A 23,403-nucleotide genomic window follows, 5' to 3' on the forward strand; every position below is an offset into this window, starting at 1 on the left:
GAAAAGGGACTATACGGACGAGCCGTAGCCGCCTTCCACTCCCTTGCTGGCGTAGGCGACGGCGTCATGCGGGTGCAGGCTTTCCTGGTGTTCGACGCGGATGTGGAAATCGCCCAGCCGAGCGTCGGCATCGAGCGCCTTCTGGATGCGCCGGGCGGCGTCTTCGCAGAACATCAGGTTGCCGCCGTTGGCCAGGGCGAAGGCCTGTTCATCTTCCCGCTTGACCGCAGTCTGCACCGGCGTGCCCAGCGCGTGTTCGACACGATCGACCAGATCGATCAGGTGGAAACCCATGCCGATTGCCGGACGCACCCGCAGGCGCGCCACGCTGCGCTGGGCATGTGCGGTGGCCACAATCCCCTTCTCGCTGCCCAACCAGGCCAGCACCGCAGCATGGTCAAGTGCCTGACCCGCAGTGAAGTCGCTGGCAAACTGATCCTGGATAAGCTGGCGCGACAGTGCAGCCGATGCCGGACAGGTCGAGGAGTAGACCACCTCGGTGCCGAACTCGAGCAGAAACTCGTCGCCGGTGAGGCTGGCCTCGATGCACACCGGATAGGCGCGCCAGCCGCTGTTGGCGCTTTTCAGCGCGGGGCGGCGCACCAGGTGCTCGAAGCGGATGCTGAGGCAGGCGCGATCAGACAGGTCCTTGTGCGAATCGAGGAAGCCGCGCAGCAACGCGTGCAGCATGTCCGCGCTCAGTGTCTGCGCACTCAGCGCCTGCTCGACCTGCAGGTACAGCCGCGACATGTGGATACCGCGCTTGTCCGGACGCTTCAGGTTGACGAACGCACCCACCCGGGCGCTGGCGCGCTGCGGCTGCCCATCACCGGCGTCGAACAGCACCGGCACCTGGATGTCGGCCATGCCGACCCAGTCCAGCGCACCGGCGAGATGAGGTTGCGCATGGACCGCCACGTCGGGCAGCAGGCGGGCGGTATTTTCCTGATTCGGCATGATGGCGGAGTCCTGACAGCGGCGAAGCGACTCGCCGTGAAGCACGCAATCTTGGGGCACGCAGCCCGCGGGGCAATAGTGGCGCGGGGGAAACGCTGCGTCTTGAACGAACTTACTGCCGTTGGCGTTGCCACGCGCGTGCCGCGTGCCACGCCTGCAGCGCCGTCGACAACCCGGTGCGCGGCTGGCCTGCCTGCAGCCTGGTCAACGCCTCGCCCGAGCTGGCGGCACGCTGTGCCAGGCGCTGGGCATGCCGCGACTCCAGCGCACGAAACACGCTGAGCGGCCCGCTCAGCGTGGCGGACGCACGCCAGCTGGCCAGCAGGTCGTCAAGCTGCGCCTTGATCGCCTGCTGCCGCTGCGCCGATGCGCCGCGCAGTCGCGTGCGATCCAGGCCATGCCGCGCCAGCTGCGCCATCGGCAATGGCAGACGGTCCCGCTCGGCATCGGTATCCAGCCGCAGCAGCGCGTACAACAGATGATTCAGCACGGCGACCCGCGTCGCACGCGCGGACGAAGCCTCCACGCCGTACCACCATGCGGTCTCCAGCGCTGCCAGTGCGCCGTGCAATGGCGTGGCCGCCTCGACCTGCGCGGCGAAGTCAGCTGCCGTGCCCTGTTCCAGCTGGGCCATCGCCGCCAGCACGGGCGCCAGCCACAACTCGGCGGGCATGGCGTGCGCGCGCTCGTCGTCGAACAGCACCTGACTGAGCGGGTGCCGTCCGCCACTGGCGGCGGCACCGGCGAGTTCTTCGGCCCACCAGTTGAGCTTGGCCGCCGCCACCTGCGGTTCGCGGATGCCGTAGGCGGCGCCAAGCAGCTCCTGTTCCAGCGCGGCCAGCGCCACGTGGCCGGGATAGCGGCGGCCGTCGACAAAGGCCAAGGCGATGCGCTGCTGCGGCTGCACCGCCAGCCATTTGTCGATGAAACCCTGCAGCACCGCGTTCTGTTCGACCAGCTCGATCATGCGTTGACCATTTGCAGTTGCAGCAGCGTCACCAGAGCGGATGGATGATCCACCACCGCATCGGCACCCCAGCTTGCGGGATCGCCACCGTCCAGATAACCCCAGTGCACCGCCACCGTGTAGAGACCCGCCGCGGCACCGGCCTGGACGTCGCGGCGATCGTCGCCGACGAACAGGCAACGCGCCGGCGTCAGCCCCGCGCGTTCGCAGGCGAGCAGCACCGGCGCCGGATCGGGCTTCTTCACCGGCAAGGTGTCCCCGGAAACCACGGCACTGGCCCGATCGGCCCAGCCGATGCGCTGCACCAGTTCGTCGGTGAGGAAAGCCGCCTTGTTGGTGACGATGCCCCAGCGCAGCCCCTGTGCCTCAATCCGCGCCAGCAGTTCGTCAACGCCATCAAAGGCCCGCGTCTGCCCCGCCATGACCTGCTGATACAGCTCCAGGTAACGAGGCACCAGGGCCAGCAGCCCTTCCTCGCCACGCTCGGCGAAGGCGCAGCGCAATACGGCGCGTGCGCCACGCGACACCACCTCGCGCACCGGCGCATAGGGCGGCGGAACCACCTGTTCTTCCGCGCACTGCGCGATCAGTGCGGCGTACAGGTCCGGTGCGCTGTCGAGCAAGGTGCCATCCAGATCGAACAGCACGCCCTGGATGTTTTCCGGCAACGGACGACTCATGCCGGCTTGCGTGCGCAGAGCACGTAATTGACGGCGGTGATCCGGCTCAGCCACGCCTTGCGGGCCAGTGGGTTGTAGCCCAGTCCGGAAACGTCTTCCAGTTCCAGCCCGGCATGGCGCAGCAGGCGACCCAGCTCGGACGGCTTGAGAAATTGGGCGTAATGATGGGTGCCGCGCGGCAGCATGCGCATGACGTACTCGGCGCCCACGATCGCCGCGCCGAACGCGGCCGGCGTGCGGTTGATGGTCGACATGAACAGGCGCGCGCCCGGCTTCAGCATCGCGGCGAGGTCGTTCACCAGCGCCGCGGCATCGGGCACGTGCTCGATCAGCTCCATGCAGCACACGACATCGAAACTTGCCGCTTCGGTGGCGGCCAGTTCGGCCGAGGATTGCACGCGGTAGTCGACGCTCAGATTCGACTCGTGCAGATGCAGCTTCGCCACGTCGATGACCTTGCGACCCAGGTCGATGCCGGTGACCCGCGCACCGGCGCGCGCCAGCGCCTCGCTGAGCAGGCCGCCGCCGCAGCCGACATCGGCGGCCTTCGCCCCGCGCAGATCGACGCGCTCGGCGATGTAGGCCGCCCGCACGGGGTTCAGATCGTGCAACGGGCGCGACTCGCCATCGGCATCCCACCAGCGCGCTGCCAGGCTGTCGAAACGGGCGATCTCGTCCGCGCTTACGTTGGTCGGGGCGTTCACGGTGCCGGCGTGCTCGGTGTGCATGGTCGAATCCTCTGTGGCAGCCATGGAGTTTAGTGCGCCAGCCATTCGTGCACCGTGACATCCCAGCCGCCGCTGCGGTGGGCGGGATCGTCGTGCGCGAGGGTGGTGGCCTCGGCCAGGTCGTTTGCGCGCAGCAGATAAGCGCCGCCGGACTGGTCGCTGAAGCCGCCGGACAGCTCAACATGGCCCTGTTCCCGCAGGCCGTCCAGATACGCCAGATGGCGCGGCACGACCGCCAGATCGAGCTCGGGTCGTCGCATCAGCAAGATCAGATATCGGTTCATGGCGCTCCTTCAGGCCGAGGCAATGCGCTCGCGCCAGGCGCGTGTGCGAGCCAGGATGGCCCCGGTGTCCATGCCCACCAGCTCGCGGCTGGCCAGTTTGCGCACGCCGGCGATCCAGACGTCGCTGACCTGGTGCCGACCGGTGGCATAGACCAGTTGCGAGATCACGTGGAACATCGGCTGGGTTTCCAGATCGCTGAGGCGCACGGCAGCAAAGTCGGCCTGCTTGCCGACCTCGATCGAGCCGATCTTCGCTTCCAGCCCGATCGCCCTGGCACCGTTGAGGGTGGCCGCGCGCAAGGCGAAGGCGGCATCGAACGCGGCCGCGTCACCGGCCACGGCCTTGGCCAGCAGCGCGGCGGTGCGCATCTCGCCGAACATGTCCAGGTCGTTGTTGGAGGCGCAGCCATCGGTACCGATCGCCACGTTGACGCCGGCCTGGCGCAGCTTCTCGGCCGGACAGAAACCGGAGGCGAGCTTCAGGTTGGATTCGGGGCAATGCACCACCGATACGCCGGCCGCGGCGCACGCGGCGATCTCGCCATCGGTGAGCTGGGTCATGTGCACGGCAACCAGCCGGTCGTTGACCAGGCCGAGCTTCTGCAGGCGCTGGAACGGGCGCAAGCCGCTCTTGGCCTTCTCGTCTTCCACTTCCTGCGCGGTCTCATGGGTGTGCAGGTGCACCGGGATGTCGAGCTGGTCGGACAGCACGCGGATGCGCTCGAAACTCTCGTCCGACACGGTATACGGCGCGTGCGGCACGAACGCGGTGGTCAGCAGGCGGTCGCCGAGGAAGCTGTCGTGCACTTCGCCGGCGCGCTCGAAGTATTCGTCCTGCGTTTTCGCCCAGGCGGTCGGAAACTCGATCACCGGCAGGCCGACCACGGCGCGGAAGCCGAGCTTGCGATAAGTCGCACCGATCACGTCGGGGAAAAAGTAGTTCTCGTTGGCGCAGGTGGTGCCGCCACGCAGCATCTCGGCCACGGCAAGCTCGACGCCGTCGCGCACGAATTCCGGCCCGATCACCTTCGCCTCGGCCGGCCAGATGTGCTGCTGCAGCCAGACCATCAACGGCAGGTCGTCCGCGAGGCCGCGCAACAGGGTCATCGGGTTGTGCGTATGGCTGTTGACCAGGCCGGGAATCAGCGCGTGCTCGGACAACTCCACGCGCTCGCGCGGGGCGTAGGCTGCGCGTGCCTCAGCCAGCGGCAGCAGGGCGACAATGCGGTCGCCGTCGACCACCACGGCGTGATCCTCCAGCACCACCGCATGCGGCTCCACCGGCACTACCCAGCGCGCCTCGATCACCAGGTCGACAGGTTGCGGATTGGTCTGGCTCATCGGTCTGCTCCATGCAGCGGGTGCGGTTGAATACGACATGGGGCGGCACACCTTGCGGCGCCCGCCCCATTCGCTTTATCGGGCACGCCGGCTGGCATGCCACTTGATCGGTGCAGCGTGATCGGCGACGGGAGCGCGAGGCTCCCCACGATCACTTGACGCGACTGTCGTACTCGCCGGTGCGGGTATCGACCTTGATGATTTCATCCTGGTTGACGAACAGCGGCACGCGCACCACCGCACCGGTTTCCAGCGTGGCCGGCTTGCCGCCACCGCCGGAGGTATCGCCGCGCACACCCGGATCGGTCTCGACGATCTTCAGTTCGACGAACTTCGGCGCCTGCACCGCCACGATAGCGCCGTTGAACAGGGTGACCACGCACTCCTCTTCGCCCTTCAGCCACTTCCAGGTATCGCCCATCGCGGTCAGCGTGGCCGGCACCATCTCGAAGGTCTCCATGTTCATGAAGTTCCAGACGCGGTCCTTGCCGATGCCGTCGATGAAGGAAAGCTGCATGTCGGTATCGGTGGCATCGGCCTCTTCGAACGAGTCGCTGGACTTCAGCGTCTGCTCGGTGGTGCGGCCATCCTTCAGGTTGCGGATGCGGATGCGGGTGAAGGCCTGGCCCTTGCCGGGCTTGACGAACTCCGCCTCGGTGATGATCCACGGATCGCCGTTGTGGAGGATCTTCTTGCCCGTTTTGACGTCGTTGAGGCCAAGGGTCGCCATGCGCTATCTGCTCCGGAGTCGTTTTCGCCCAAGGGGCGGCTAAAATGGGTGTCTGTCACGGGCGCTACCGCCCGCTTCAAGGCCCGACATGATAACCGCAAGCCCCCATTCCCGCCTATCGCCCGCCGCGCCTGACTGGCGCGAGCTGTGGCGGGACGCCATCACCGATGCCGGCGAACTGCTGCAGGCCGTAGGGCTGGGTCACCGCGCCGACCTGCTGCCGGCGGATGACGCCGGCTTTGCCCTGCGCGTCCCGCGCGGATTCGTGGCGCGGATGGGCCGCAACGACCCGAACGATCCGTTGCTGCTGCAGGTGCTGCCGCAACGGGCCGAACACGATCAGGCCGAGGGCTTCACCGTCGACGCGGTGGGCGACATCGCCGCCAGGGCCGGGCAAGGTTTCCTGCACAAGTACGATGGCCGCGCCCTGCTGATCGCCAGCGGCAGTTGTGCGGTGAATTGCCGCTACTGCTTCCGCCGCCACTTTCCCTATGGCGAGGAGATCGCCGCCGCCGGGCAGTGGCGCGACGCGCTGGCCCAACTCAAGGCTGACCCATCGATTCGCGAGTTGATCCTGTCCGGCGGCGACCCGCTGGCCCTGGCCACGCACAAGCTGGCGGAGTTGAGCCGCGGCCTGACCGAGCTGCCTCAGGTGATCCGCCTGCGCATCCATACGCGCCTGCCGGTGGTACTGCCGGAGCGGATCGACGAGGAGTTCGTGGACTGGCTTGGCGCTCTGCCGTTGCAGACCGTGGTGGTGCTGCATGCCAACCACGCCAACGAGTTCGACGCCAGCGTTGACGCGGCCTGCGCCCGACTGCGGGCGGCCGGCGCCACGGTGCTCAACCAGTCGGTGTTGCTGCGCGGGGTCAATGATGATGCCGATGCCCTGATCGCCTTGTCCGAGCGCATGTTCGCCGCCGGCGTGCTGCCGTACTACCTGCACCAGCTCGATCGCGTGCAGGGCGCCGCCCATTTCGAGGTCAACGATCTGCGCGCCCTCGCGTTGTTGGATGCGCTGCGTGCGCGACTTCCCGGCTACCTGGTTCCGCAGTTGGTCCGCGAAGTGGCTGGCGACCCTTCCAAACGGCCCCTGTGAAGCCGGCCGCCGTCACTTTTGCGCGGCTTTCCGCTGGCGGCTGCTGGCGGAATCCGCTACAAACACGGAAGGCCGAAGACCGCACCGTCTCTCCGAACCGCCCGCGATGATTACCGGACAGCACCACGCCCCATGAAAAATGACTACGTCATCAAGATTCTCTTCGTCGAAAGCTCGCTCGAAGAGGCTGAACAGATCATCAGCCTGCTGCGCAACAGCGGTATCGCCGTGCGCCCCGCACGCGCCACCAATGTCGAACAGATGCAGGCGGCGGTGAACGAGCTGGAGCCGGACGTGGTGATGTTCGACCCGGCCGTCACCTCGATCACCCTCGACGAGGCGATGAGCGTACTGGAGGCCTACGGTCGCGATTTTTCGCTGCTGGCCCTGGTCAACGAGATGGAGAACGAACTGGTCGCCGACCTGTTCGTGCACGGTGCCCGCGGCGTTGCTTCGCGCACCCATCCGAAGCAGCTGATCGCCGTGCTGAAACGCGAATTCGACGCGCTGCAGACCCGCCGCCAGGTGCGCTGGCTGCATACTGCGCTGCGCGAGACCGAGCGGCGCTGCGATGCGCTGCTCGATTCGTCGACCGATGCGATCGCCTACGTGCATGAAGGCATGCATGTGCGCGCCAACCAGTCCTATCTGGACACCTTCGGCTACGACAGCTTCGACGACCTGCTCGGCCTGCCACTGCTGGACATGGTCGACGCGGCCAATGCCGACGAGATGAAGGCGGTACTGAAGGGGCAGGCGCACCAGGGCAAGTTCCCCGCGCAGCTCACCCTGCGGGCGCGCCGTGCCGACGAATCACGCTTCGACGCCAACGTCGAGTTCACCCCGGCCACGTTCGAGGGCGAGCGTTGCCTGCAGATCGTGTTCCGCCGCCAGATGGTCGACCCCGCGTTGATGGAGCAGTTGCAGCGCGACCCGGTCACCGGCCTGTACAACCGCTCGCACATGCTGGCGCAGGTCGACGACGCGGTAACCGCCGCGGCCAAGGGCAAGAAGGGACAATCGCTGCTGCTGATCGAGCCGGACAACTGGGCTTCGCTGGTCAGCGGCATTGGTCTGGGCAAGGCCGACGAATTGCTGTCTGGTTTTGCCGACCGCATTCGCATGTTGCTGGGCGCCGACGACGTTGCCGGCATGCTGGCCGAGCACACCTTGGGCGTGCTGCTCGATTCGCGTACGGACGAAGATATCCGCGAATGGATCACCAAGCTGCAACACAGCATCAGCAGCGAGATCTTCGACGCCGGCTCACGCTCGATCACGGTCACCGCCAGTGTCGGCGGCAGCCTGCTGGGCGAGAAGAACGCCAACGCGGAATCCCTGCTCAACCAGGCCAGCCATGCACTGCGCTCGGCACAGAACCTCGGTGGCAGCCAGGTGGAACTGCACGACCCGGCGGCACGTGAAAAGGCCGATGCGGAGCGGGATCGCCACTGGCTCGAATTGCTGCAGAAGGCGCTGACCGGAAATGGCCTGGTGCTGTACCACCAGCAGACCATCAGCCTGCAGGATGTCGAGGGCGAGTACTCGGAAATCCTGCTGCGCATGGACGGTCCGCAGGGCGAGGTGCTGCCCGGCTTCTTCATGCCGATCGCCGAAAAGCACAACCTCACCGCGGCGATCGACCGCTGGGTGCTGGACCAGACCATCACGGCCCTGCAGGCGCGCGAAAAACAGGGCCAGCAGACCACGTTCTTCGTCAAGCTCACGGCGGCGTCGCTGCAGGATGACACCTTGCTGCCGTGGCTCGGTGAGCGACTGGGACGGGCGGCGCTGAAACACGGCCAACTCGTGCTCGAGATGACGGAAAGCAAGATCATGACCCTGCTGCGGCCCGCGCAGGAGTTCCTCCAGGGCTGGAAGAAGATCGGTGGCCGCTTTGCGCTGGAACAGTTCGGCTCGGGCCTCAACTCGTTCCAGTTGCTGAACCACATCGATGCGGACTACCTGAAGATCGACCGCAGCTACATGGCCGATCTGCCGCAGCATCCGGAAAGCCAGAAGAAGATCACCGAAATCTGCCAGCAGGCGCACGAACTGAAGCGCCAGACGATCGCCGAATGGGTCGAGGATGCGACCAGCACCTCACTGCTGTTTGCCTGCGGCGTGGACTTCGTGCAGGGCAACTTCCTGCAGATTCCGCAGCGGCTGGACTGACTGCTGGGAACGGGGAACGGGAAAGCATCGCGCCGTTTTCGCAGGGCGAGCACTGCAGTTCCACACAGCAAAAACCCCCGCGGATCGCTCCGCAGGGGTTTTTCGTGCAGCTTGCTGGCGAGTGGATTACTCGGCGGCAGCAGCAGCAGCAGCGGCGGCCTTGGCGTTCGCCTTGGCGGCAGCGGCGGCGGCGACGTCTTCCTTGATGCGGGCTGCCTTGCCTTCCAGGCCACGCAGGTAATACAGCTTGGCGCCGCGGACCTTGCCCTTGCGCTTCACGGTCAGCGAGTCGATGGCCGGGCTGTGCGCCTGGAACACGCGCTCCACGCCGGTACCGTGCGAGATCTTGCGCACGGTGAAGGCCGAATGCAGGCCGCGGCTGCGCTTGGCGATGACGATGCCCTCGAACGCCTGCACGCGCTCGCGGTTGCCTTCCTTCACCTTGACGTTGACCACCACGGTGTCGCCGGGGCTGAATTCCGGCAGCTGGCGGGTGATCTGCTCGGATTCGAACTGTTCAATGATCTTGTTCATGGCGCACCTGTCGGTTCACTTTAGCGATATCAATGCTGCGGTCGTCATTCGGCCGCATCGTCTTGCCGCAACCGCTCAGCTTGAGCATGTTCACGGCGGAATTCATCCAGCAAGGACCGGGATTTCGCATCCAGACCACGCTGTGACAACAAGTCCGGGCGGCGCAACCAGGTTCGTCCCAGCGATTGCTTCAGGCGCCAGCGGGCGATTGCCGCATGGTCACCGGACAGCAATACCTCCGGTACATCACCCAGCGCATCGTGCACCGGTTTTCCATAATGCGGACAATCCAGCAGGCCATCCGAAAATGAATCCTGCTCGGCCGACTGCACGTCGTTCAACGCGCCTTCCTGCAAGCGTCCCACCGCGTCGATGATCACCGCGGCAGCCAGCTCGCCGCCGGACAGCACATAGTCGCCGATGGAAAGCTCCTCGTCGACCTCATGCGCCAGCAGACGCTCGTCCACACCTTCATAACGCCCACAAAGCAGGCCGATGCGCGGCAGTTTTGCCAGCGCTTCCACCCTGCCCTGCGTCAGCCGCGCTCCCTGCGGACTGAGATAGATCAGATGCACCGGTTCCGGTGCGGCGTCACGCATGGCCGCCAGGGTCGTGCGCAACGGTTCGATCATCATCACCATGCCGGGACCGCCGCCATACGAGCTGCTGTCCACGGTGCGGTGCCTGTCGGTGCTGTAGTCGCGCGGGTTCCAGGCTTCCACCTGCAGCAACTCGCGTTGCTGCGCGCGTCCCACTACACCAACGGCAGCACACTGGCGCACGAAGTCGGGAAACAGGCTGACGACATCGATGCGCATGATCCTTGGTCCTTGTGTCCCGCAACCCGGCGACGTCAGAATTCAGGATCCCAGTCCACCACCATGCGCCCTGCGGACAAATCCACCGAACGTACATACGAACCCTGGATGAAGGGGATCAGGCGCTCGCGCGCCCCGTCCCTGACCACCACGACATCGTTGGCACCCGTGGCGAACAGGTGACTGACCCGCCCCAGCTGCACATCTTCCGTGGTGACGACCTCGAGTCCTTCAAGATCGACCCAGTAATACTCATCCTTCGCGGGGGGCGGCAGCTGATCACGGGTGACATAGATGTCGCTGCCGATCAGCGCTGTCGCCTGCTCACGGTCGTCCACTCCGGGCAGCTGGGCCACCATGCCCTTGCCCTGTGTCCGACCCTTCGCTCCCGAGATCTGCGTCTCCACACCCGGCGCTGCAGCAAGCAGCCACGGCTGGTAGTCGAAGATCCGCATGCGCGGCTCAGCCCAGGATTCGACCTTGAGCCAGCCCTGCACACCGTACAGCCCGACGATGCGCCCGATCAGGACGCGCCGACTGGCTGCAGTCATGCTCAGGCAGCCTGCTGCTTGCCGGCTTCCTTGACCAGCGCGGCGACCTTGTCGGTCAGCTGGGCACCCTTGCCGATCCATTCCCTGACGCGCTCGACGTTCAGCTCAAGGCGCTTGTCCTTGCCCGAAGCCACCGGGTTGTAATAGCCGACGCTCTCGATGTTGCGGCCGTCGCGCTTGCTGCGCTGATCGGTCACGACGACGTGGTAGAACGGACGGCCCTTGGCGCCACCGCGCGAAAGACGAATCTTGACCATGGTAAAACTCCAGAATTGCCGAATGAGCGGCAGGCACACGAGAGACGTGCGCGGTAAACGGGGCATTTTAGCGGTTTTTGGGGAAAAGGGAAGAGTTTCAGAGCAGGAGTGAGTGGAGAAGAGTGCGAAAAGCGAGTAAAGCGCCCAACTGGGCCCCACTCCTTTCCCACTCCGCTCCACTCGTTTCTCGCGGTTCAGCGCATCGGCGGCAGGCCACCCATGCCCTTCATCGCGCCGCGCATCTGCCGCATCAGGCCCTTGCTGCCACCCTTGGACAGCTTGGACATCATCTTTTCCATCTGCATGTACTGCTTCAGCAGCCGATTGACATCGGCCGGCTGGGTACCTGAACCGCGCGCCACGCGGGCACGGCGCGAGCCGTTCAGCAGATCCGGGTGACGGCGTTCCTTTTTGGTCATCGAGTTGATGACTGCGATCATCTTGTTCATCTCGCCATCATTGACCTTGGACTTGACGCTGTCCGGCAGGTTACCCATACCCGGCAGCTTGTCCATCAGGCCGGCCAAACCGCCCATGTTGCCCATCTGTTCGAGCTGGTCTTTCATGTCGTTGAGGTCGAAGCGCTTGCCCTTCATCACCTTTTCGGCGAGCTTCTGCGCCTTGTCCTGATCGACCTTGCGCTCGACCTCCTCGACCAGCGACAGCACGTCGCCCATGCCGAGGATGCGCTGGGCCAGACGATCCGGGTGGAACGGTTCCAGCGCGTCGCTCTTCTCGCCGGCGCCGAGGAACTTGATCGGCTTGCCGGTGACGTAGCGCACCGACAGTGCGGCGCCACCGCGGGCGTCGCCATCGGTCTTGGTCAGGATCACGCCGGTCAACGGCAGGGCCTCATTGAAGGCCTTGGCGGTGTTGGCGGCGTCCTGACCGGTCATCGAATCGACCACGAACAGGGTTTCGATCGGCGTGATCGCGGCGTGCAGCGCCTTGATTTCGGCCATCATCGCCTCGTCCACGTGCAGGCGACCGGCGGTATCGACGATCAGCACGTCGACCACTTCGCGGCGGGCTGCGGCGACGGCGGCCTTCGCGATGGCAACCGGATCCTGACCTGCCTCGGACGGGAAGAACTTCACCCCGACCTGCTCGGCCAGCGTGCGCAACTGCTCGATCGCAGCGGGACGATAAACGTCGCAGCTGACCACCATCACCTTTTTCTTCTTGCGCTCGGTCAGCAGGCGCGCCAGCTTGGCCACCGTGGTGGTCTTGCCCGCGCCCTGCAGGCCCGCCATCAACACCACCGCCGGAGGCTGCTGGGCCAGGTTCAGTTCGCTGTTTGCCGCGCCCATCACCACGGTCAGCTCGTCGCTGACCACCTTGATCAGCGCCTGTCCCGGCGACAGGCTCTTGATCACGTCCTGGCCGACCGCGCGCACCTTGATCCGCTGGATCAGCGCCTGCACCACGGGCAGCGCCACGTCCGCCTCCAGCAAGGCGATGCGTACTTCACGCAATGCTTCGCGAATGTTCTCCTCGGTCAGCCGGCCACGGCCGCGCAGACGATTGACGGTGGTGGAAAGGCGTTGGCTGAGCGACTCGAACATGATGGAACCGGCAAACGGGAAAGGGGGCGATTATAGCGGACCGGGCGACCGGCTTCGCATGCACGAGCGCAGAGGCCTGTGCGACACTGCGCGGCTATGACCTCCCACGTGCTCGCGTTGCTCGCCATCGTGCTCTATCTCGCCGCAGCGGGGGCGCTCGCCCGCCCCCTGCTAGGCGGTGGTCAGCCGCTGAATCGGCTGGCGTTGAGCCTGGCCGGAACCGCCGTGTTGCTGCACGCGACCATCCTGCTGGGCATTCATCGAGGCGCGCTGGATCTGCATTTTTTCGCCGCGCTGTCGCTGGTCGCCTTCGTGGTCTCGGCACTGACCTTGCTGGTGAATGCGTCGCGCCCGGTCGCGGCCTTGGGCGTCATCGTGTTTCCGCTGACTGCCGCGCTGGTGGCAGTAGACAGCTTCCTGGCTCCACCCACCCTGCCGCAGCCGATGGACTGGCAGATCAAGCTGCATGTGACGGTGGCCCTGATCGCCTTCGGCGTGCTGTCGATTGCTGCCGTGCTGGCGATCCTGCTGGCGATCCAGGAGCGCGCACTGCGGCATCGCCAGTTCGGCCGCTGGCTGCGCGCGCTGCCGCCGCTGACGCTGACTGAAACCCTGCTGTTCCGCCTGATCAGTGCCGGCTTCGTGCTGCTTTCGCTGACCCTGCTGACCGGCGTGCTGTTCGTCGACAACCTGTTCGGCCAGCACCTGGTGCACAAGACCGTGCTGTCGATCGTGGCCTGGCTGGTGTTCGGCGTGCTGCTTTATGGTCGCTGGCGGCATGGCTGGCGTGGCAGCCGCGCGGTGAACCTGACCCTGATCGGCATGGCCGTGCTGGTACTGGCGTTCTTCGGCAGCAAGGCGGTGCTGGAACTGGTGCTGCACCGCCCGGTGTAAGCCGGCCTCAACGACAGGCGTCGATCGCCTCGCTCAGCCGCTCCACCCCGACCACTTCCATGTCGCCGACCCGGCCTTTCTTCGGCGCGTTCGCCTTGGGCACGATCGCCCGCTTGAACCCGTGATGGGCAGCTTCCTTCAAGCGCTCCTCGCCGTTCGGTACCGGACGGATTTCGCCCGACAAGCCGACCTCGCCGAAGGTCACCGTGTGTTCCGGCAAGGGTCGATCACGCAGGCTGGACAGGACCGCCAGCAACACCGGCAGGTCGGCCGCGGTTTCCTGCACGCGGATGCCACCGACCACATTGACGAACACGTCCTGGTCATAAGCAGCCACCCCGCCGTGGCGATGCAGCACCGCCAGCAGCATCGCCAGCCGGTTCTGCTCCAACCCCAGGGTGACCCGGCGCGGGTTGCCCAGCGAGGACTGGTCGACCAGCGCCTGTACTTCCACCAGCAACGGGCGCGTGCCTTCGCGGGTAACCATCACGGCGCTGCCGGAAGTCGGTCCCGAATGCGACGACAGGAATATCGCCGACGGATTCGGCACCTCGCGCAGGCCCTTGTCCGACATCGCGAACACGCCCAACTCATTGACCGCACCGAAGCGGTTCTTGAAGGCGCGCAGTACGCGGAAGCGGCTGCCCACCTCACCCTCGAAATACAGCACCGCGTCGACCATGTGCTCGAGCACGCGCGGGCCGGCGATGCCGCCTTCCTTGGTGACATGCCCCACCAGGAACACCGAGGTACCGGTTTCCTTGGCGAAACGGGTCAGCTTGGCCGCCGATTCGCGCACCTGGCTGACCGATCCGGGTGCCGCGGTGAGCAGCTCGGTCCAGATCGTCTGGATCGAGTCGATCACCAGTACCCTCGGTCGCGTCGCCATCGCCTGTTCGAGAATGCGTTCGATGCAGGTTTCCGCCAGCGCCTGCAAGGGTTCCAGCGGCAGGCCGAGACGCTGCGCCCGCGATGCCACCTGGGCCAGCGATTCCTCGCCGGTGACGTAGACGCTGGGCAGTTGCTGGCCCAGCGTCCCCAGCACCTGCAACAGCAAGGTCGACTTGCCGATACCCGGATCGCCGCCGATCAGCACCACCGAACCCTGCACCAGGCCGCCGCCGAGCACCCGGTCAAGTTCGCCGATACCGGTCTGCGTGCGCGCCTCGGTGGTCAGCATCACTTCCGTCAACGGGGTGATCCGCGGCGCCCCGGCGGCCGCCCCGGCATAGCTGGAACGCTGCGCTCCCACCGAGGCCTTGCCCGCCGTGGCCGGCTCCAGCACGATCGCGCTGAGCGTGTTCCACACGCCGCACTCGATGCACTGGCCCTGCCATTTGTTGTGCTCGGCGCCGCACTCGGTGCAGACGTAGGCAGTCTTGGCTTTGGCCATGCGAAATTCCAGAAGAGAGGCGATGAATGATGCGCAGCTTAGATCGCGATCATCGCAAACCGCGAGACGACGCGGGCCTTGCCCGTTGTCAGCTTTCGTCTTCCACGAACAGCACGCGGCGGGTCATGCCGCAGGTGAGGTCGTAGGAGATCGTCGCCGACTGCGCGGCGATCGTTTCGGCCGGCAGTTCCGGTCCCCACAGCGTCACCCGATCGCCCACCTGCGCCGCCGGCGCCTGGCGCAGGTCGAGGGTGATCAGGTCCATCGAGACTCGGCCGATCAGCGGCACCTGCCGGTCACCCACCAGCACCGGCGTGCCGGCTGCCGCGCTCCGCGGGTAGCCGTCGCCGTAGCCGATCGCGGCCACACCGACCGGCATGTCCTCGGGACAGGTCCAGCTGCCGTTGTAACCGATGCGCTCACCCTTGCCGATCCGGTTGATCGCCACCAGCCGGGTGGAAAGCGTCATCGCCGGACGGAAGCCGAAATCGGCAGCGGTCTTGCCCTCTACCACCGACAAGCCGTACAGCAGGCCGCCGCTGCGCACCCAGTCGGCGCGCGCTTCGGGCCAGCCGAGCACGGCGGCGGAATTGCATAGCGAGCGCGGCCCGGAAAATCCACGCGTGACAGCGTGGAATCGCTCGATCTGGGCCGCCGTCGATGGACCGGCGAACAGTTCGGATTCGGAGAAATGCGTGAGCAGGCCGATTGCCGGATCCACCCCGGGCATCGCCGCCAGCCGGGCGTGCACCGCGGCCACGCGTTCGGGCGCAAAGCCGAGGCGATGCATGCCGGTGTCGATCTTCAGCCACACGCGCAGATGGCCACGCGTGGGCACCGCCTCCGCCAGCCAGGCCAGTTGGGCTTCGTGATGGATGGCCGCGTCCAGCCCCAGCCGCTGCATCTCGGCGATGTCGCCGGCCTGATCCGGACCGGACAAGACCACGATGCGCTGACGGTGCCCGGCTGCGCGCAGGCGCAGGCCGTCACCCAAGGCGGCGACCGCGAACGCTTCAGCCTCGCCGCCCAGGGCACGTGCCACGCGCTCCAGTCCATGGCCATAGGCGTCCGCCTTGACCACGGCCATCACCTGCGCCGGCGCCGCCAACGCCTTGAGTCGCGCCAGGTTGTGGCGCAGGGCGCCCAGATGGATGGTGGCGACGGTGGTGCGGCTCATGGCTACCGGGATTCGTGATTCGGGATTCGAGATTCGTTCGAGCCGGCAATCGGGGGGCCGCTCGCCACGGATTTCGGCTTCCCGGAAATCTTCTCAGAAGGCCGCGCGGCTCCACGCAAGGATCTTTGATGAATCCCGAATCCCGAATCCCGGCTTTCAACAGACGAATGTCTGGTAATCCCCGCTTTCAATCAAAACTCCCCACGAATGAATCGGAGGCGTAGTTGACGAACTGGGTGTAATGGCCGAGGAAGGTCAGCTTGCAGGTGTCGGTGGGTCCGTTGCGCTGCTTGCCGATGATGATCTCGGCGATGCCCTTGTCGGGCGATTCCTTGTTGTAGTACTCGTCGCGGTAGATGAACATGATCACGTCGGCGTCCTGCTCGATGGCGCCGGACTCGCGCAGATCGGACATCATCGGGCGCTTGTCGGCACGCTGTTCCAGTGAGCGGTTCAACTGCGACAGGGCCATCACCGGCACGTTCAACTCCTTGGCAAGTCCCTTCAGTGAACGCGAAATTTCTGAAATTTCGGTGGCGCGATTCTCCTTGTTGCCGGGCACCTGCATCAGCTGCAGGTAGTCGATCACGATCAGACCCAGGCCACCGTGCTCGCGATGCAGGCGACGCGCGCGCGATCGCAGTTCCACTGGCGACAGACCGGGCGTGTCGTCGATGAAGATCTTGGCATCGGAAAGCAGCGCGATCGCGTTGGACACCCGCGGCCAGTCCTCCTCTTCCAGATCGCCGTTGCGCAGGTGCTGCTGGTGGATGCGGCCGACCGAGGAGATCAGGCGGAACGCCAGCTGCGAGGAGGACATTTCCATCGAGAACACCACCACCGCCTTCCTGCCACCCAGCGCGGCGGCCTCGGCGATGTTCAGCGCGAACGCGGTCTTGCCCATCGACGGACGCGCAGCCACGATGATCAGGTCCGAAGGCTGCAGCCCGGAGGTAAGCTTGTCCAGGTCGGTGAAGCCGGTGCTCACGCCAGTGAGCTGACCGCGGTTCTCGTAACGCTCGGTGAGCAGGCGGAAGGCGTCCTTCACCGCTTCGCGCATCGACACCGAATCCTTCTTGCCGCGCGCGCCGGACTCGGCGATGTGGAAGACTCGCTGCTCGGCGCTTTCCAGCACCTCGTGCACGCTCTTGCCCTCGGGCCGGTAACCGTCCTCGGTGATCGAGGTACCGGCATCGATCAGCTGGCGCAGCACCGACTTCTCGCGCACGATTTCGGCGTAGGCCGCGATGTTCGCCGCGCTGGGCGTGCTGTTGGCCAGCTCGATCAGGTAGCCGGCGCCACCGACCATCTCGGCCAGCCCGTTGCTCTCGAACCAGTCGCCCAGGGTCACCGCATCGCACGGCATGCCCTTGTTCGCCAGTTCGTTGATCGCGCGCCAGATCAGGCGATGATCCTTGCGGTAGAAGTCGCCCTCGGCCAGCCGGTCGGCGACCTTGTCCAGCGCATCGGGCGCCAGCATCAGTCCACCCAGCACGGCCTGCTCGGCATCGATGGAATGCGGCGGCACCCGCAGCGCCTCGATGGCCGGCGATGAGGGTTTGCGTTCGGGCACGAAGGACATCGATTTACCTCAGGAGAATTGCCCCACGAAGATCATGCAAACGCGCCGACTCATCGTGGGTGGTCATACCGACACCATGATGCGCGGCGGCGTCTCACCCGTCGAGACCATAAGTCTGTGGATAAGTTGTGGATGCGTGGGGATAAGGCGGGAAGCGGGGAACAGGGGACGGGGAACAAAGGCGGGGGGCTGCGATGCTCTGGCCGTTCCCCGTTCTCCGCCCCAAAACAAACGGGCGCCTCACGGCGCCCGGATGTTTCCATCTCGCGGATGGCTGAAGCTTACTTGTCGCCGACCACGATCACCTTGGCGGTGGTCTGCACATCGGCATGCAGGTTGATCACGACGTCGAATTCGCCAGTGTTGCGCAGCGGACCTTCGCCCAGGATCACTTCGTTCTTGTTGACTTCATGACCGGCGGCGGTCAGCGCCTCGGCGATGTCACGCGGACCGACAGAACCGAACAGCTTGCCTTCGGCACTGGCGTGCGCGGTGATTGTCACCGACGCGTCAGCGAGCTTGGCCTTGCGTGCTTCAGCCTCGGTCAGCGCGGTGCTGGCCTTGGCTTCGTACTCGGCGCGGCGCTGCTCGAACGCCGCCAGGTTGGCGGCATTGACGCGAACGGCCTTGCCCTGCGGCAGGAGGAAGTTGCGGCCATAACCCGGCTTCACGGTGACCTTGTCACCGAGCGTGCCGAGGTTGCGGACTTTCTGCAGAAGAATGAGTTCCATGATGCTTCTCTTTTCGTTAGCGCCGGTGTGGCCCGACGCAGCCAGAGGACGGGTGTCCGAAGAGTCGGGATTCGAGATTCGGGATTGGGGATTCGGAAACCGCGGACTTCGCGGCTCCACGCTTTGAATCCCGAATCCCTACTCCCGAATCCCGGACGGCGTCATCAGACGTCGTGGTTGTCGGTGTACGGCAGCAGCGACAGGAAGCGGGCACGCTTGATCGCGGTCGCCAGCTGACGCTGGTAACGCGCCTTGGTGCCGGTGATGCGGCTCGGCACGATCTTGCCGTTCTCGGTGACGTACTGGCGCAGGGTGTTGAGATCCTTGTAGTCGATCTCCTTCACGTCTTCGGCAGTGAAGCGGCAGAACTTGCGGCGGCGGAAAAATTTGGACATGGCTGTGCTCCTGATCAGTCGTCGCTGTCGCGATCGTTGTCGCGGTCGTCGCGGTCACGCCCGCGTCCCTCGCCTTCACCCTCGTCGTCGCGGCGACGGGTGGACTTGGCGTCATCCTTTTCCTTCGACTTCAGGATGAAGGACGGCTCGGCGTCGGCTTCGTCACGACGGATCACCAGGTGGCGCAGCACGGCGTCGTTGAAGCGGAAACCCGACTCCAGCTCGTTCAGTGCATTCTGGCTGACTTCGATGTTGAGCAGCACGTAATGTGCCTTGGCCAGGTTCACGATCGGATAGGCCAGCTGACGACGGCCCCAATCTTCCAGACGATGAATCTTGCCGCCGTCGGTCTCGATCAGCGCCTTGTAGCGCTCGAGCATCGCGGGGACCTGCTCGCTCTGGTCCGGATGGACCATGAACACAACTTCGTAATGACGCAGGGTCATTGTGGGTTGACTCCTTGTGGATGCGGCCTTGCGGCCTCGCAGCCTCCCGCCGATGCGGTGAGGCAAGTGTCCTGCCGGTGCCGGTTGGGGCGCGGACAGAAGCGGAATTGTACGGTCTTGGCGGGTGGTCGCGCAAGTCGTTGAAAATCATGAGTTGCGCGAACCAAATCCGTTCAGCTGACGGTGAAGCTCTCGCCGCAGCCGCAGGCACCGGTGGCATTCGGGTTGTGGAACACGAAACTGGCGTTCAGGCCCTGTCGCTGGAAGTCGATCACGGTACCGTCGACCAGGGCCAGGCTCTTGTCATCGACGATCAGCGGCAAGCCGTCCACTTCGACCACGCAATCGCCCTCGCCCATCGCTTCGGCGAGGTCCACCACGTAGGCGAAGCCGGAGCAACCGGTGCGCTTGACGCCGAATCGCACGCCGGCGGCCGTGGGCATCGCTGCCAGGAAATGGCGCATGCGCTCGTTGGCGGCGGAAGTGATGGTGATGCTCATGACGGCAGATTCAACCTCTGAAATGACCCGGAAAGTCGCGACGCGGGCAGCAGCTACATTATCATGCCGATTTGCGCCCGCACGTTCGATGCGGACGCCACTCATCCATTGCACGTCGACATGCGGCGTACCAGCAGGAGTTTCAACCGATGGCCGTGGTCAGTGTGAAACAGGCTCTTTCCGGCAAGCTTGAGGCCGGCAGCGCGGTCACCGTGCGCGGCTGGGTGCGCACCCGACGCGACTCGAAAGCCGGGCTGTCCTTCGTCAACGTCACCGACGGCTCCTGCTTCGATCCGATTCAGGCGGTGGTGCCGGCCACCCTGGGCAACTACGACAGCGAAGTGAAACACCTCACCGCCGGTGCCGGCGTGATCGTGTCCGGCACCCTCGCGCCGTCCCAGGGCAAGGGCCAGAGCTTCGAGCTGCAGGCGCACGAGGTGATCGTCACCGGTTTCGTCGACGATCCGGAGACCTACCCGATCCAGCCGAAGCAGCATTCAATGGAATTCCTGCGCGAGGTTGCCCACCTGCGCCCGCGCACCAACCTGTTCGGCGCGGTGACCCGGGTGCGCCACACGATGATGACGGCGATCCATCGCCACCTCACCGAGCAGGGCTTCTTCTGGATCAACACGCCGATCATCACCACCTCCGACGCCGAAGGCGCCGGCGACATGTTCCGTCTGTCCACGCTGGACCTGGCCAACCTGCCACGCCTGGCCGATGGCAAGATCGACTTCCGCAAGGATTTCTTCGGTCGCGAGGCCTTCCTCACCGTGTCCGGCCAGCTCAACGTCGAGGCGTACTGCCTGGCGATGAGCAAGGTCTACACCTTCGGCCCGACTTTCCGCGCCGAGAACTCCAACACGCCGCGGCATCTGGCCGAATTCTGGATGGTCGAGCCGGAAATCGCCTTCGCCGACCTCACCGCCGATGCCGACTGCGCCGAGGCCTTCCTGAAGGCCATTTTCAAGGCCGTGCTGGACGAACGCGCGGACGACATGGCGTTCTTCGCCGAGCGTGTGCAGAGCGACGCGATCACCCGGATGGAAGCGTTCATCGCCAGGCCATTCGAACGGATCGATTACACCGACGCGATCGACATCCTGAAGAAGTCGGGAGAGAAGTTCGAATATCCCGTGGCCTGGGGCATCGACCTGCAAACGGAACACGAACGCTACCTGGCCGAGAAACATGTCGGCCGCCCCGTGGTCGTGATGAACTACCCCGAGGCGATCAAGGCCTTCTACATGCGCCTCAACGACGACGAGAAGACCGTGGCAGCCATGGATGTGCTGGCACCGGGGATCGGCGAGATCATCGGCGGCAGCCAGCGCGAGGAACGACTGGACTACCTGGATCGCCGCATGACCCAGTTCGGCCTCGAGTCGGCCAGCTATGGCTGGTACCGTGACCTGCGTCGCTACGGCACGGTGCCGCATGCCGGATTCGGGCTCGGCTTCGAGCGCCTGCTGGTATACGTTTGCGGGCTGTCCAACATTCGCGATGCCATCCCCTACCCGCGCGCCGCAGGTACGGCAGAATTCTGAGTACCCCACGTCATGCCGTTCAGACTCGTCGTCATTGCCGTTTTGCTGCTCTCAGGCGCCCTGTTGGGCGGCTGCCATGCGGCCAAATCCCTGCTGCCGCCGAACCTGCGCCCGCCCGCGGAAAACACCGGCGACGCGCTGAAGCTGGCGCAGCAGCGACTGCTGCAGGCCAGCCCGTGCTGCAGCAGCTTTGCCGACTTTTCCTACCGCAGCACGCTGCCGTGGGAGCCACAGAAGTTCATGCTTGGCAGCGGCAGCATGGTCGCCAATCTCAATGGCACGCAGAGTTACTTCCTCGCGTTCCGGTTGCCGATCGGCGTGAAGTTGCCGTACCAGGTTGCAGTGAAGTCGGAGTTGAACGGTCGCTGGTTGCACGCCAGCTACCTGTTCGCACCCACCGTGGTGCTGCTGGACGAGGCCTTCCAGCCGATCCGCTCGGAAGACATCGGCTTGTGCGAACACATGGGCTGGAGCGACGAAACCACCGGCGCGTTCGGCAGCATGAAAATCGACAACGCCAAGGCACGCTACCTGCTGGTCTACAGCTCGGCCGAACAGCAATCCGGCAAGACCTACTGGGAGCAGTCGCCGGCCTCGATTTCCACTTCCACCGCCGCCTCGCTGCAAATGAACTCCACCGGCAGCTTCAGCATTCCGCACGGGCCGGATGGCAACCTGTGGGTCGGCCTGATGAACAAGACCTACCAGAAGGCGCTGGACAATGCCGTGTGCAAGAAAGCCGCGAAAGGCGATGGCGTGCTGAACACCTTGCGCACGGTACTGCCACTGCCCTGGAGCAACAACAGCAGCGGCGCGGGCAGCAACAATGCCAGCCGCCACAGCAGCCCGCCATGATCTTCCTCTATCTCGGCCTGCTGGCCAGCGGCGTGGGCCTGTTCGTGCTGTCGTATGTCGCACCGTTCCGGGTCGCCGCGCTCATGCGTCAACGCTATCCGCAACATTGGCAGGTCATCGCCGATGCCGCGCACGGTCGACTTTCCGGATTTCGCACCTGGGCGGCCATGCAACAGGTGTTGCGCTCGCCGGCATTGCCGGCGCTGGGCGACCTGGCAATCAACCGCTGGCAACTGATCTGGCGCTACAGCCAGTGGCTGGGTTGGGCCTGCTGGCTCGGCGCCCTGGCGATGCGCTTGTGGCTGCACTGAACACACCCGGGGAGCTGCCATGCAACTGGATCTGAGTGGGCGCCATGCACTGGTCTGCGGCGCCTCGCAAGGCATCGGACGAGCCAGCGCCATAGAGCTGGCCGAGCTGGGCGCCAACGTCACCCTGCTGGCGCGCTCGGCCGACAAGCTCAGCCGGCTCGCCGAACAATTGCCGCGGATCCACGCCGGCCAGCATCACCAGTGGCGCAGCGTGGACATGCTGGATACCGCCGCGCTGCAGGCGATGGCGACGGAAATCGCCGCGACGTCGGCCGTGCACGTGCTGATCAACAACAGCGGCGGCCCGCCTGGCGGCCCGGCCAGCAGCGCGACGCCAGCGGCATTCGAGACGGCCTTTCGCCAGCACCTGCTGGCCGGCCAGACCCTGTTGCAGGCGGTGCTGCCGGGCATGCGCAGCAGCGGCTACGGCCGCATCGTCAACGTGATTTCCACCTCGGTGAAGGAACCGATCGCCGGGCTGGGTGTATCCAACACCGTGCGCGCCGCGGTGGCGGGCTGGGCCAAGACCCTGTCCGGCGAACTGGCCGCCGATGGCATCACCGTCAACAACGTGTTGCCCGGCTACACCCGCACTGATCGCCTCGACAGTCTGCTGAGCGCGAAAGCGGCTGCCAGTGGCCGCCGTGAGGACGAGGTGGCGCAGGAACTGATCGCCACCATTCCGGCCCGGCGTTTCGGCGAGGCCGGCGAAGTCGCGGCGGTGATCGCCTTCCTGTGCACACCCGCCGCTGCCTACGTCAACGGCGTCAGCATTGCCGTGGATGGCGGGCGCACCCGCTCGCTGAGTTGATTCCCCGGTGCGATTTGGCGCATACGCCGGCGTCCGGTGCAATTGTGGCCTGCTGGTTTTAAGCTTGTACCG

26 protein-coding genes are annotated in these 23,403 nt (G+C 65.4%); 7 read left to right on the top strand and 19 right to left on the bottom strand.

The window, feature by feature from the left end; translation table 11 throughout:
• Nucleotides 1–9 precede the first annotated feature (9 nt).
• The 7 genes from folE2 to efp all read right to left on the bottom strand — a co-directional run bounded on the left by folE2 (nucleotide 10) and on the right by efp (nucleotide 5,687).
• Entirely contained in the window at nucleotides 10–957 is a 948-nt protein-coding gene (folE2, locus tag ACQGNJ_RS11510; RefSeq protein WP_426689386.1) for a GTP cyclohydrolase FolE2, read from the bottom strand.
• Between the two features lie 112 nt (nucleotides 958–1,069).
• On the bottom strand, nucleotides 1,070–1,924 hold the full coding sequence (locus tag ACQGNJ_RS11515; RefSeq protein WP_426689387.1) for an isoprenoid biosynthesis enzyme family protein: 855 nt from the start codon (nucleotides 1,922–1,924) through the stop codon (nucleotides 1,070–1,072).
• Nucleotides 1,921–2,604, bottom strand: coding sequence for a phosphoglycolate phosphatase (gene gph / locus ACQGNJ_RS11520; RefSeq protein WP_426689388.1), 684 nt, complete (start codon nucleotides 2,602–2,604; stop codon nucleotides 1,921–1,923). The genes ACQGNJ_RS11515 and gph overlap by 4 nt, the downstream gene beginning before the upstream one ends.
• Nucleotides 2,601–3,332, bottom strand: a complete 732-nt coding sequence (gene ubiG / locus ACQGNJ_RS11525; protein ID WP_426689389.1) for a bifunctional 2-polyprenyl-6-hydroxyphenol methylase/3-demethylubiquinol 3-O-methyltransferase UbiG — start codon at nucleotides 3,330–3,332, stop codon at nucleotides 2,601–2,603. Before ubiG ends, gph begins: the two co-directional genes overlap by 4 nt.
• A gap of 29 nt (nucleotides 3,333–3,361) precedes the next feature.
• The gene (locus ACQGNJ_RS11530) at nucleotides 3,362–3,616 is read right to left on the bottom strand and encodes a YciI family protein (RefSeq protein ID WP_426689390.1); all 255 of its coding nucleotides are present in this window, start codon (nucleotides 3,614–3,616) and stop codon (nucleotides 3,362–3,364) included.
• A 9-nt stretch (nucleotides 3,617–3,625) separates the two neighbouring features.
• Complete coding sequence (locus ACQGNJ_RS11535) at nucleotides 3,626–4,957, bottom strand: TRZ/ATZ family hydrolase (protein ID WP_426689391.1); 1,332 nt, start codon at nucleotides 4,955–4,957, stop codon at nucleotides 3,626–3,628.
• A 151-nt stretch (nucleotides 4,958–5,108) separates the two neighbouring features.
• Nucleotides 5,109–5,687: an elongation factor P gene (gene efp, locus ACQGNJ_RS11540; RefSeq protein WP_426689392.1), complete on the bottom strand. Its 579-nt coding sequence runs from the start codon at nucleotides 5,685–5,687 to the stop codon at nucleotides 5,109–5,111.
• 88 nt (nucleotides 5,688–5,775) lie between these two features.
• On the opposite strand from efp, the gene epmB reads away from it, so the two are divergent.
• The gene (gene epmB, locus ACQGNJ_RS11545; RefSeq protein ID WP_426689393.1) at nucleotides 5,776–6,786 is read left to right on the top strand and encodes an EF-P beta-lysylation protein EpmB; all 1,011 of its coding nucleotides are present in this window, start codon (nucleotides 5,776–5,778) and stop codon (nucleotides 6,784–6,786) included.
• 132 nt (nucleotides 6,787–6,918) lie between these two features.
• Nucleotides 6,919–8,961, top strand: coding sequence for an EAL domain-containing response regulator (locus tag ACQGNJ_RS11550; RefSeq protein ID WP_426689394.1), 2,043 nt, complete (start codon nucleotides 6,919–6,921; stop codon nucleotides 8,959–8,961).
• A 126-nt stretch (nucleotides 8,962–9,087) separates the two neighbouring features.
• Here the strand turns inward: ACQGNJ_RS11550 and rplS are convergent, their stop codons facing one another.
• The 5 genes from rplS to ffh form a co-directional block, all read right to left on the bottom strand.
• Nucleotides 9,088–9,495, bottom strand: a complete 408-nt coding sequence (gene rplS / locus ACQGNJ_RS11555) for a 50S ribosomal protein L19 (protein ID WP_426689395.1) — start codon at nucleotides 9,493–9,495, stop codon at nucleotides 9,088–9,090.
• A gap of 44 nt (nucleotides 9,496–9,539) precedes the next feature.
• Nucleotides 9,540–10,313 carry a tRNA (guanosine(37)-N1)-methyltransferase TrmD gene (gene trmD / locus ACQGNJ_RS11560; protein WP_426689396.1) on the bottom strand — a complete coding sequence of 258 codons (774 nt, stop codon included), beginning with the start codon at nucleotides 10,311–10,313 and terminating at the stop codon, nucleotides 9,540–9,542.
• 35 nt (nucleotides 10,314–10,348) lie between these two features.
• Nucleotides 10,349–10,864 carry a ribosome maturation factor RimM gene (gene rimM / locus ACQGNJ_RS11565; RefSeq protein ID WP_426689397.1) on the bottom strand — a complete coding sequence of 172 codons (516 nt, stop codon included), beginning with the start codon at nucleotides 10,862–10,864 and terminating at the stop codon, nucleotides 10,349–10,351.
• A 2-nt stretch (nucleotides 10,865–10,866) separates the two neighbouring features.
• Nucleotides 10,867–11,121: a 30S ribosomal protein S16 gene (rpsP, locus tag ACQGNJ_RS11570; RefSeq protein ID WP_426689398.1), complete on the bottom strand. Its 255-nt coding sequence runs from the start codon at nucleotides 11,119–11,121 to the stop codon at nucleotides 10,867–10,869.
• Nucleotides 11,122–11,315: 194 nt separating this feature from the next.
• Entirely contained in the window at nucleotides 11,316–12,686 is a 1,371-nt protein-coding gene (gene ffh, locus ACQGNJ_RS11575) for a signal recognition particle protein (protein WP_426689399.1), read from the bottom strand.
• 96 nt (nucleotides 12,687–12,782) lie between these two features.
• On the opposite strand from ffh, the gene ACQGNJ_RS11580 reads away from it, so the two are divergent.
• Nucleotides 12,783–13,580: a cytochrome C assembly family protein gene (locus ACQGNJ_RS11580; protein ID WP_426689400.1), complete on the top strand. Its 798-nt coding sequence runs from the start codon at nucleotides 12,783–12,785 to the stop codon at nucleotides 13,578–13,580.
• A gap of 7 nt (nucleotides 13,581–13,587) precedes the next feature.
• Here ACQGNJ_RS11580 and radA read toward each other — a convergent pair whose 3' ends face one another.
• The 7 genes from radA to ACQGNJ_RS11615 form a co-directional block, all read right to left on the bottom strand.
• Complete coding sequence (gene radA / locus ACQGNJ_RS11585; RefSeq protein WP_426689401.1) at nucleotides 13,588–14,973, bottom strand: DNA repair protein RadA; 1,386 nt, start codon at nucleotides 14,971–14,973, stop codon at nucleotides 13,588–13,590.
• Between the two features lie 88 nt (nucleotides 14,974–15,061).
• Nucleotides 15,062–16,150: an alanine racemase gene (gene alr / locus ACQGNJ_RS11590; protein WP_426689402.1), complete on the bottom strand. Its 1,089-nt coding sequence runs from the start codon at nucleotides 16,148–16,150 to the stop codon at nucleotides 15,062–15,064.
• Nucleotides 16,151–16,337: 187 nt separating this feature from the next.
• The gene (locus ACQGNJ_RS11595) at nucleotides 16,338–17,732 is read right to left on the bottom strand and encodes a replicative DNA helicase (protein ID WP_426689403.1); all 1,395 of its coding nucleotides are present in this window, start codon (nucleotides 17,730–17,732) and stop codon (nucleotides 16,338–16,340) included.
• A gap of 281 nt (nucleotides 17,733–18,013) precedes the next feature.
• Nucleotides 18,014–18,463: a 50S ribosomal protein L9 gene (rplI, locus tag ACQGNJ_RS11600; RefSeq protein ID WP_426689404.1), complete on the bottom strand. Its 450-nt coding sequence runs from the start codon at nucleotides 18,461–18,463 to the stop codon at nucleotides 18,014–18,016.
• Between the two features lie 164 nt (nucleotides 18,464–18,627).
• A complete protein-coding gene (rpsR, locus tag ACQGNJ_RS11605; RefSeq protein WP_007081973.1) occupies nucleotides 18,628–18,858 on the bottom strand; it encodes a 30S ribosomal protein S18 in 231 nt (76 codons plus the stop codon).
• Between the two features lie 14 nt (nucleotides 18,859–18,872).
• Entirely contained in the window at nucleotides 18,873–19,304 is a 432-nt protein-coding gene (gene rpsF / locus ACQGNJ_RS11610; protein WP_426689405.1) for a 30S ribosomal protein S6, read from the bottom strand.
• 173 nt (nucleotides 19,305–19,477) lie between these two features.
• Nucleotides 19,478–19,804: a HesB/IscA family protein gene (locus ACQGNJ_RS11615; RefSeq protein ID WP_426689406.1), complete on the bottom strand. Its 327-nt coding sequence runs from the start codon at nucleotides 19,802–19,804 to the stop codon at nucleotides 19,478–19,480.
• Between the two features lie 149 nt (nucleotides 19,805–19,953).
• Between ACQGNJ_RS11615 and asnS the strand changes: the two genes are divergently transcribed.
• Genes asnS through ACQGNJ_RS11635 form a run of 4 tightly spaced genes read left to right on the top strand, consistent with a single transcriptional unit; the run spans nucleotide 19,954 to nucleotide 23,331 of the window.
• Entirely contained in the window at nucleotides 19,954–21,354 is a 1,401-nt protein-coding gene (asnS, locus tag ACQGNJ_RS11620) for an asparagine--tRNA ligase (protein ID WP_426689407.1), read from the top strand.
• A gap of 12 nt (nucleotides 21,355–21,366) precedes the next feature.
• Nucleotides 21,367–22,209 carry a MalM family protein gene (locus tag ACQGNJ_RS11625; protein ID WP_426689408.1) on the top strand — a complete coding sequence of 281 codons (843 nt, stop codon included), beginning with the start codon at nucleotides 21,367–21,369 and terminating at the stop codon, nucleotides 22,207–22,209.
• Nucleotides 22,206–22,520: a hypothetical protein gene (locus tag ACQGNJ_RS11630; protein ID WP_426689409.1), complete on the top strand. Its 315-nt coding sequence runs from the start codon at nucleotides 22,206–22,208 to the stop codon at nucleotides 22,518–22,520. Before ACQGNJ_RS11625 ends, ACQGNJ_RS11630 begins: the two co-directional genes overlap by 4 nt.
• Nucleotides 22,521–22,539: 19 nt before the next feature.
• Nucleotides 22,540–23,331, top strand: a complete 792-nt coding sequence (locus ACQGNJ_RS11635) for an SDR family NAD(P)-dependent oxidoreductase (protein WP_426689410.1) — start codon at nucleotides 22,540–22,542, stop codon at nucleotides 23,329–23,331.
• Nucleotides 23,332–23,403: the final 72 nt, after the last annotated feature.

The sequence above is a fragment of the Rhodanobacter ginsengiterrae genome (assembly GCF_050026815.1).
GTDB classification, from domain to species: domain Bacteria; phylum Pseudomonadota; class Gammaproteobacteria; order Xanthomonadales; family Rhodanobacteraceae; genus Rhodanobacter; species Rhodanobacter ginsengiterrae.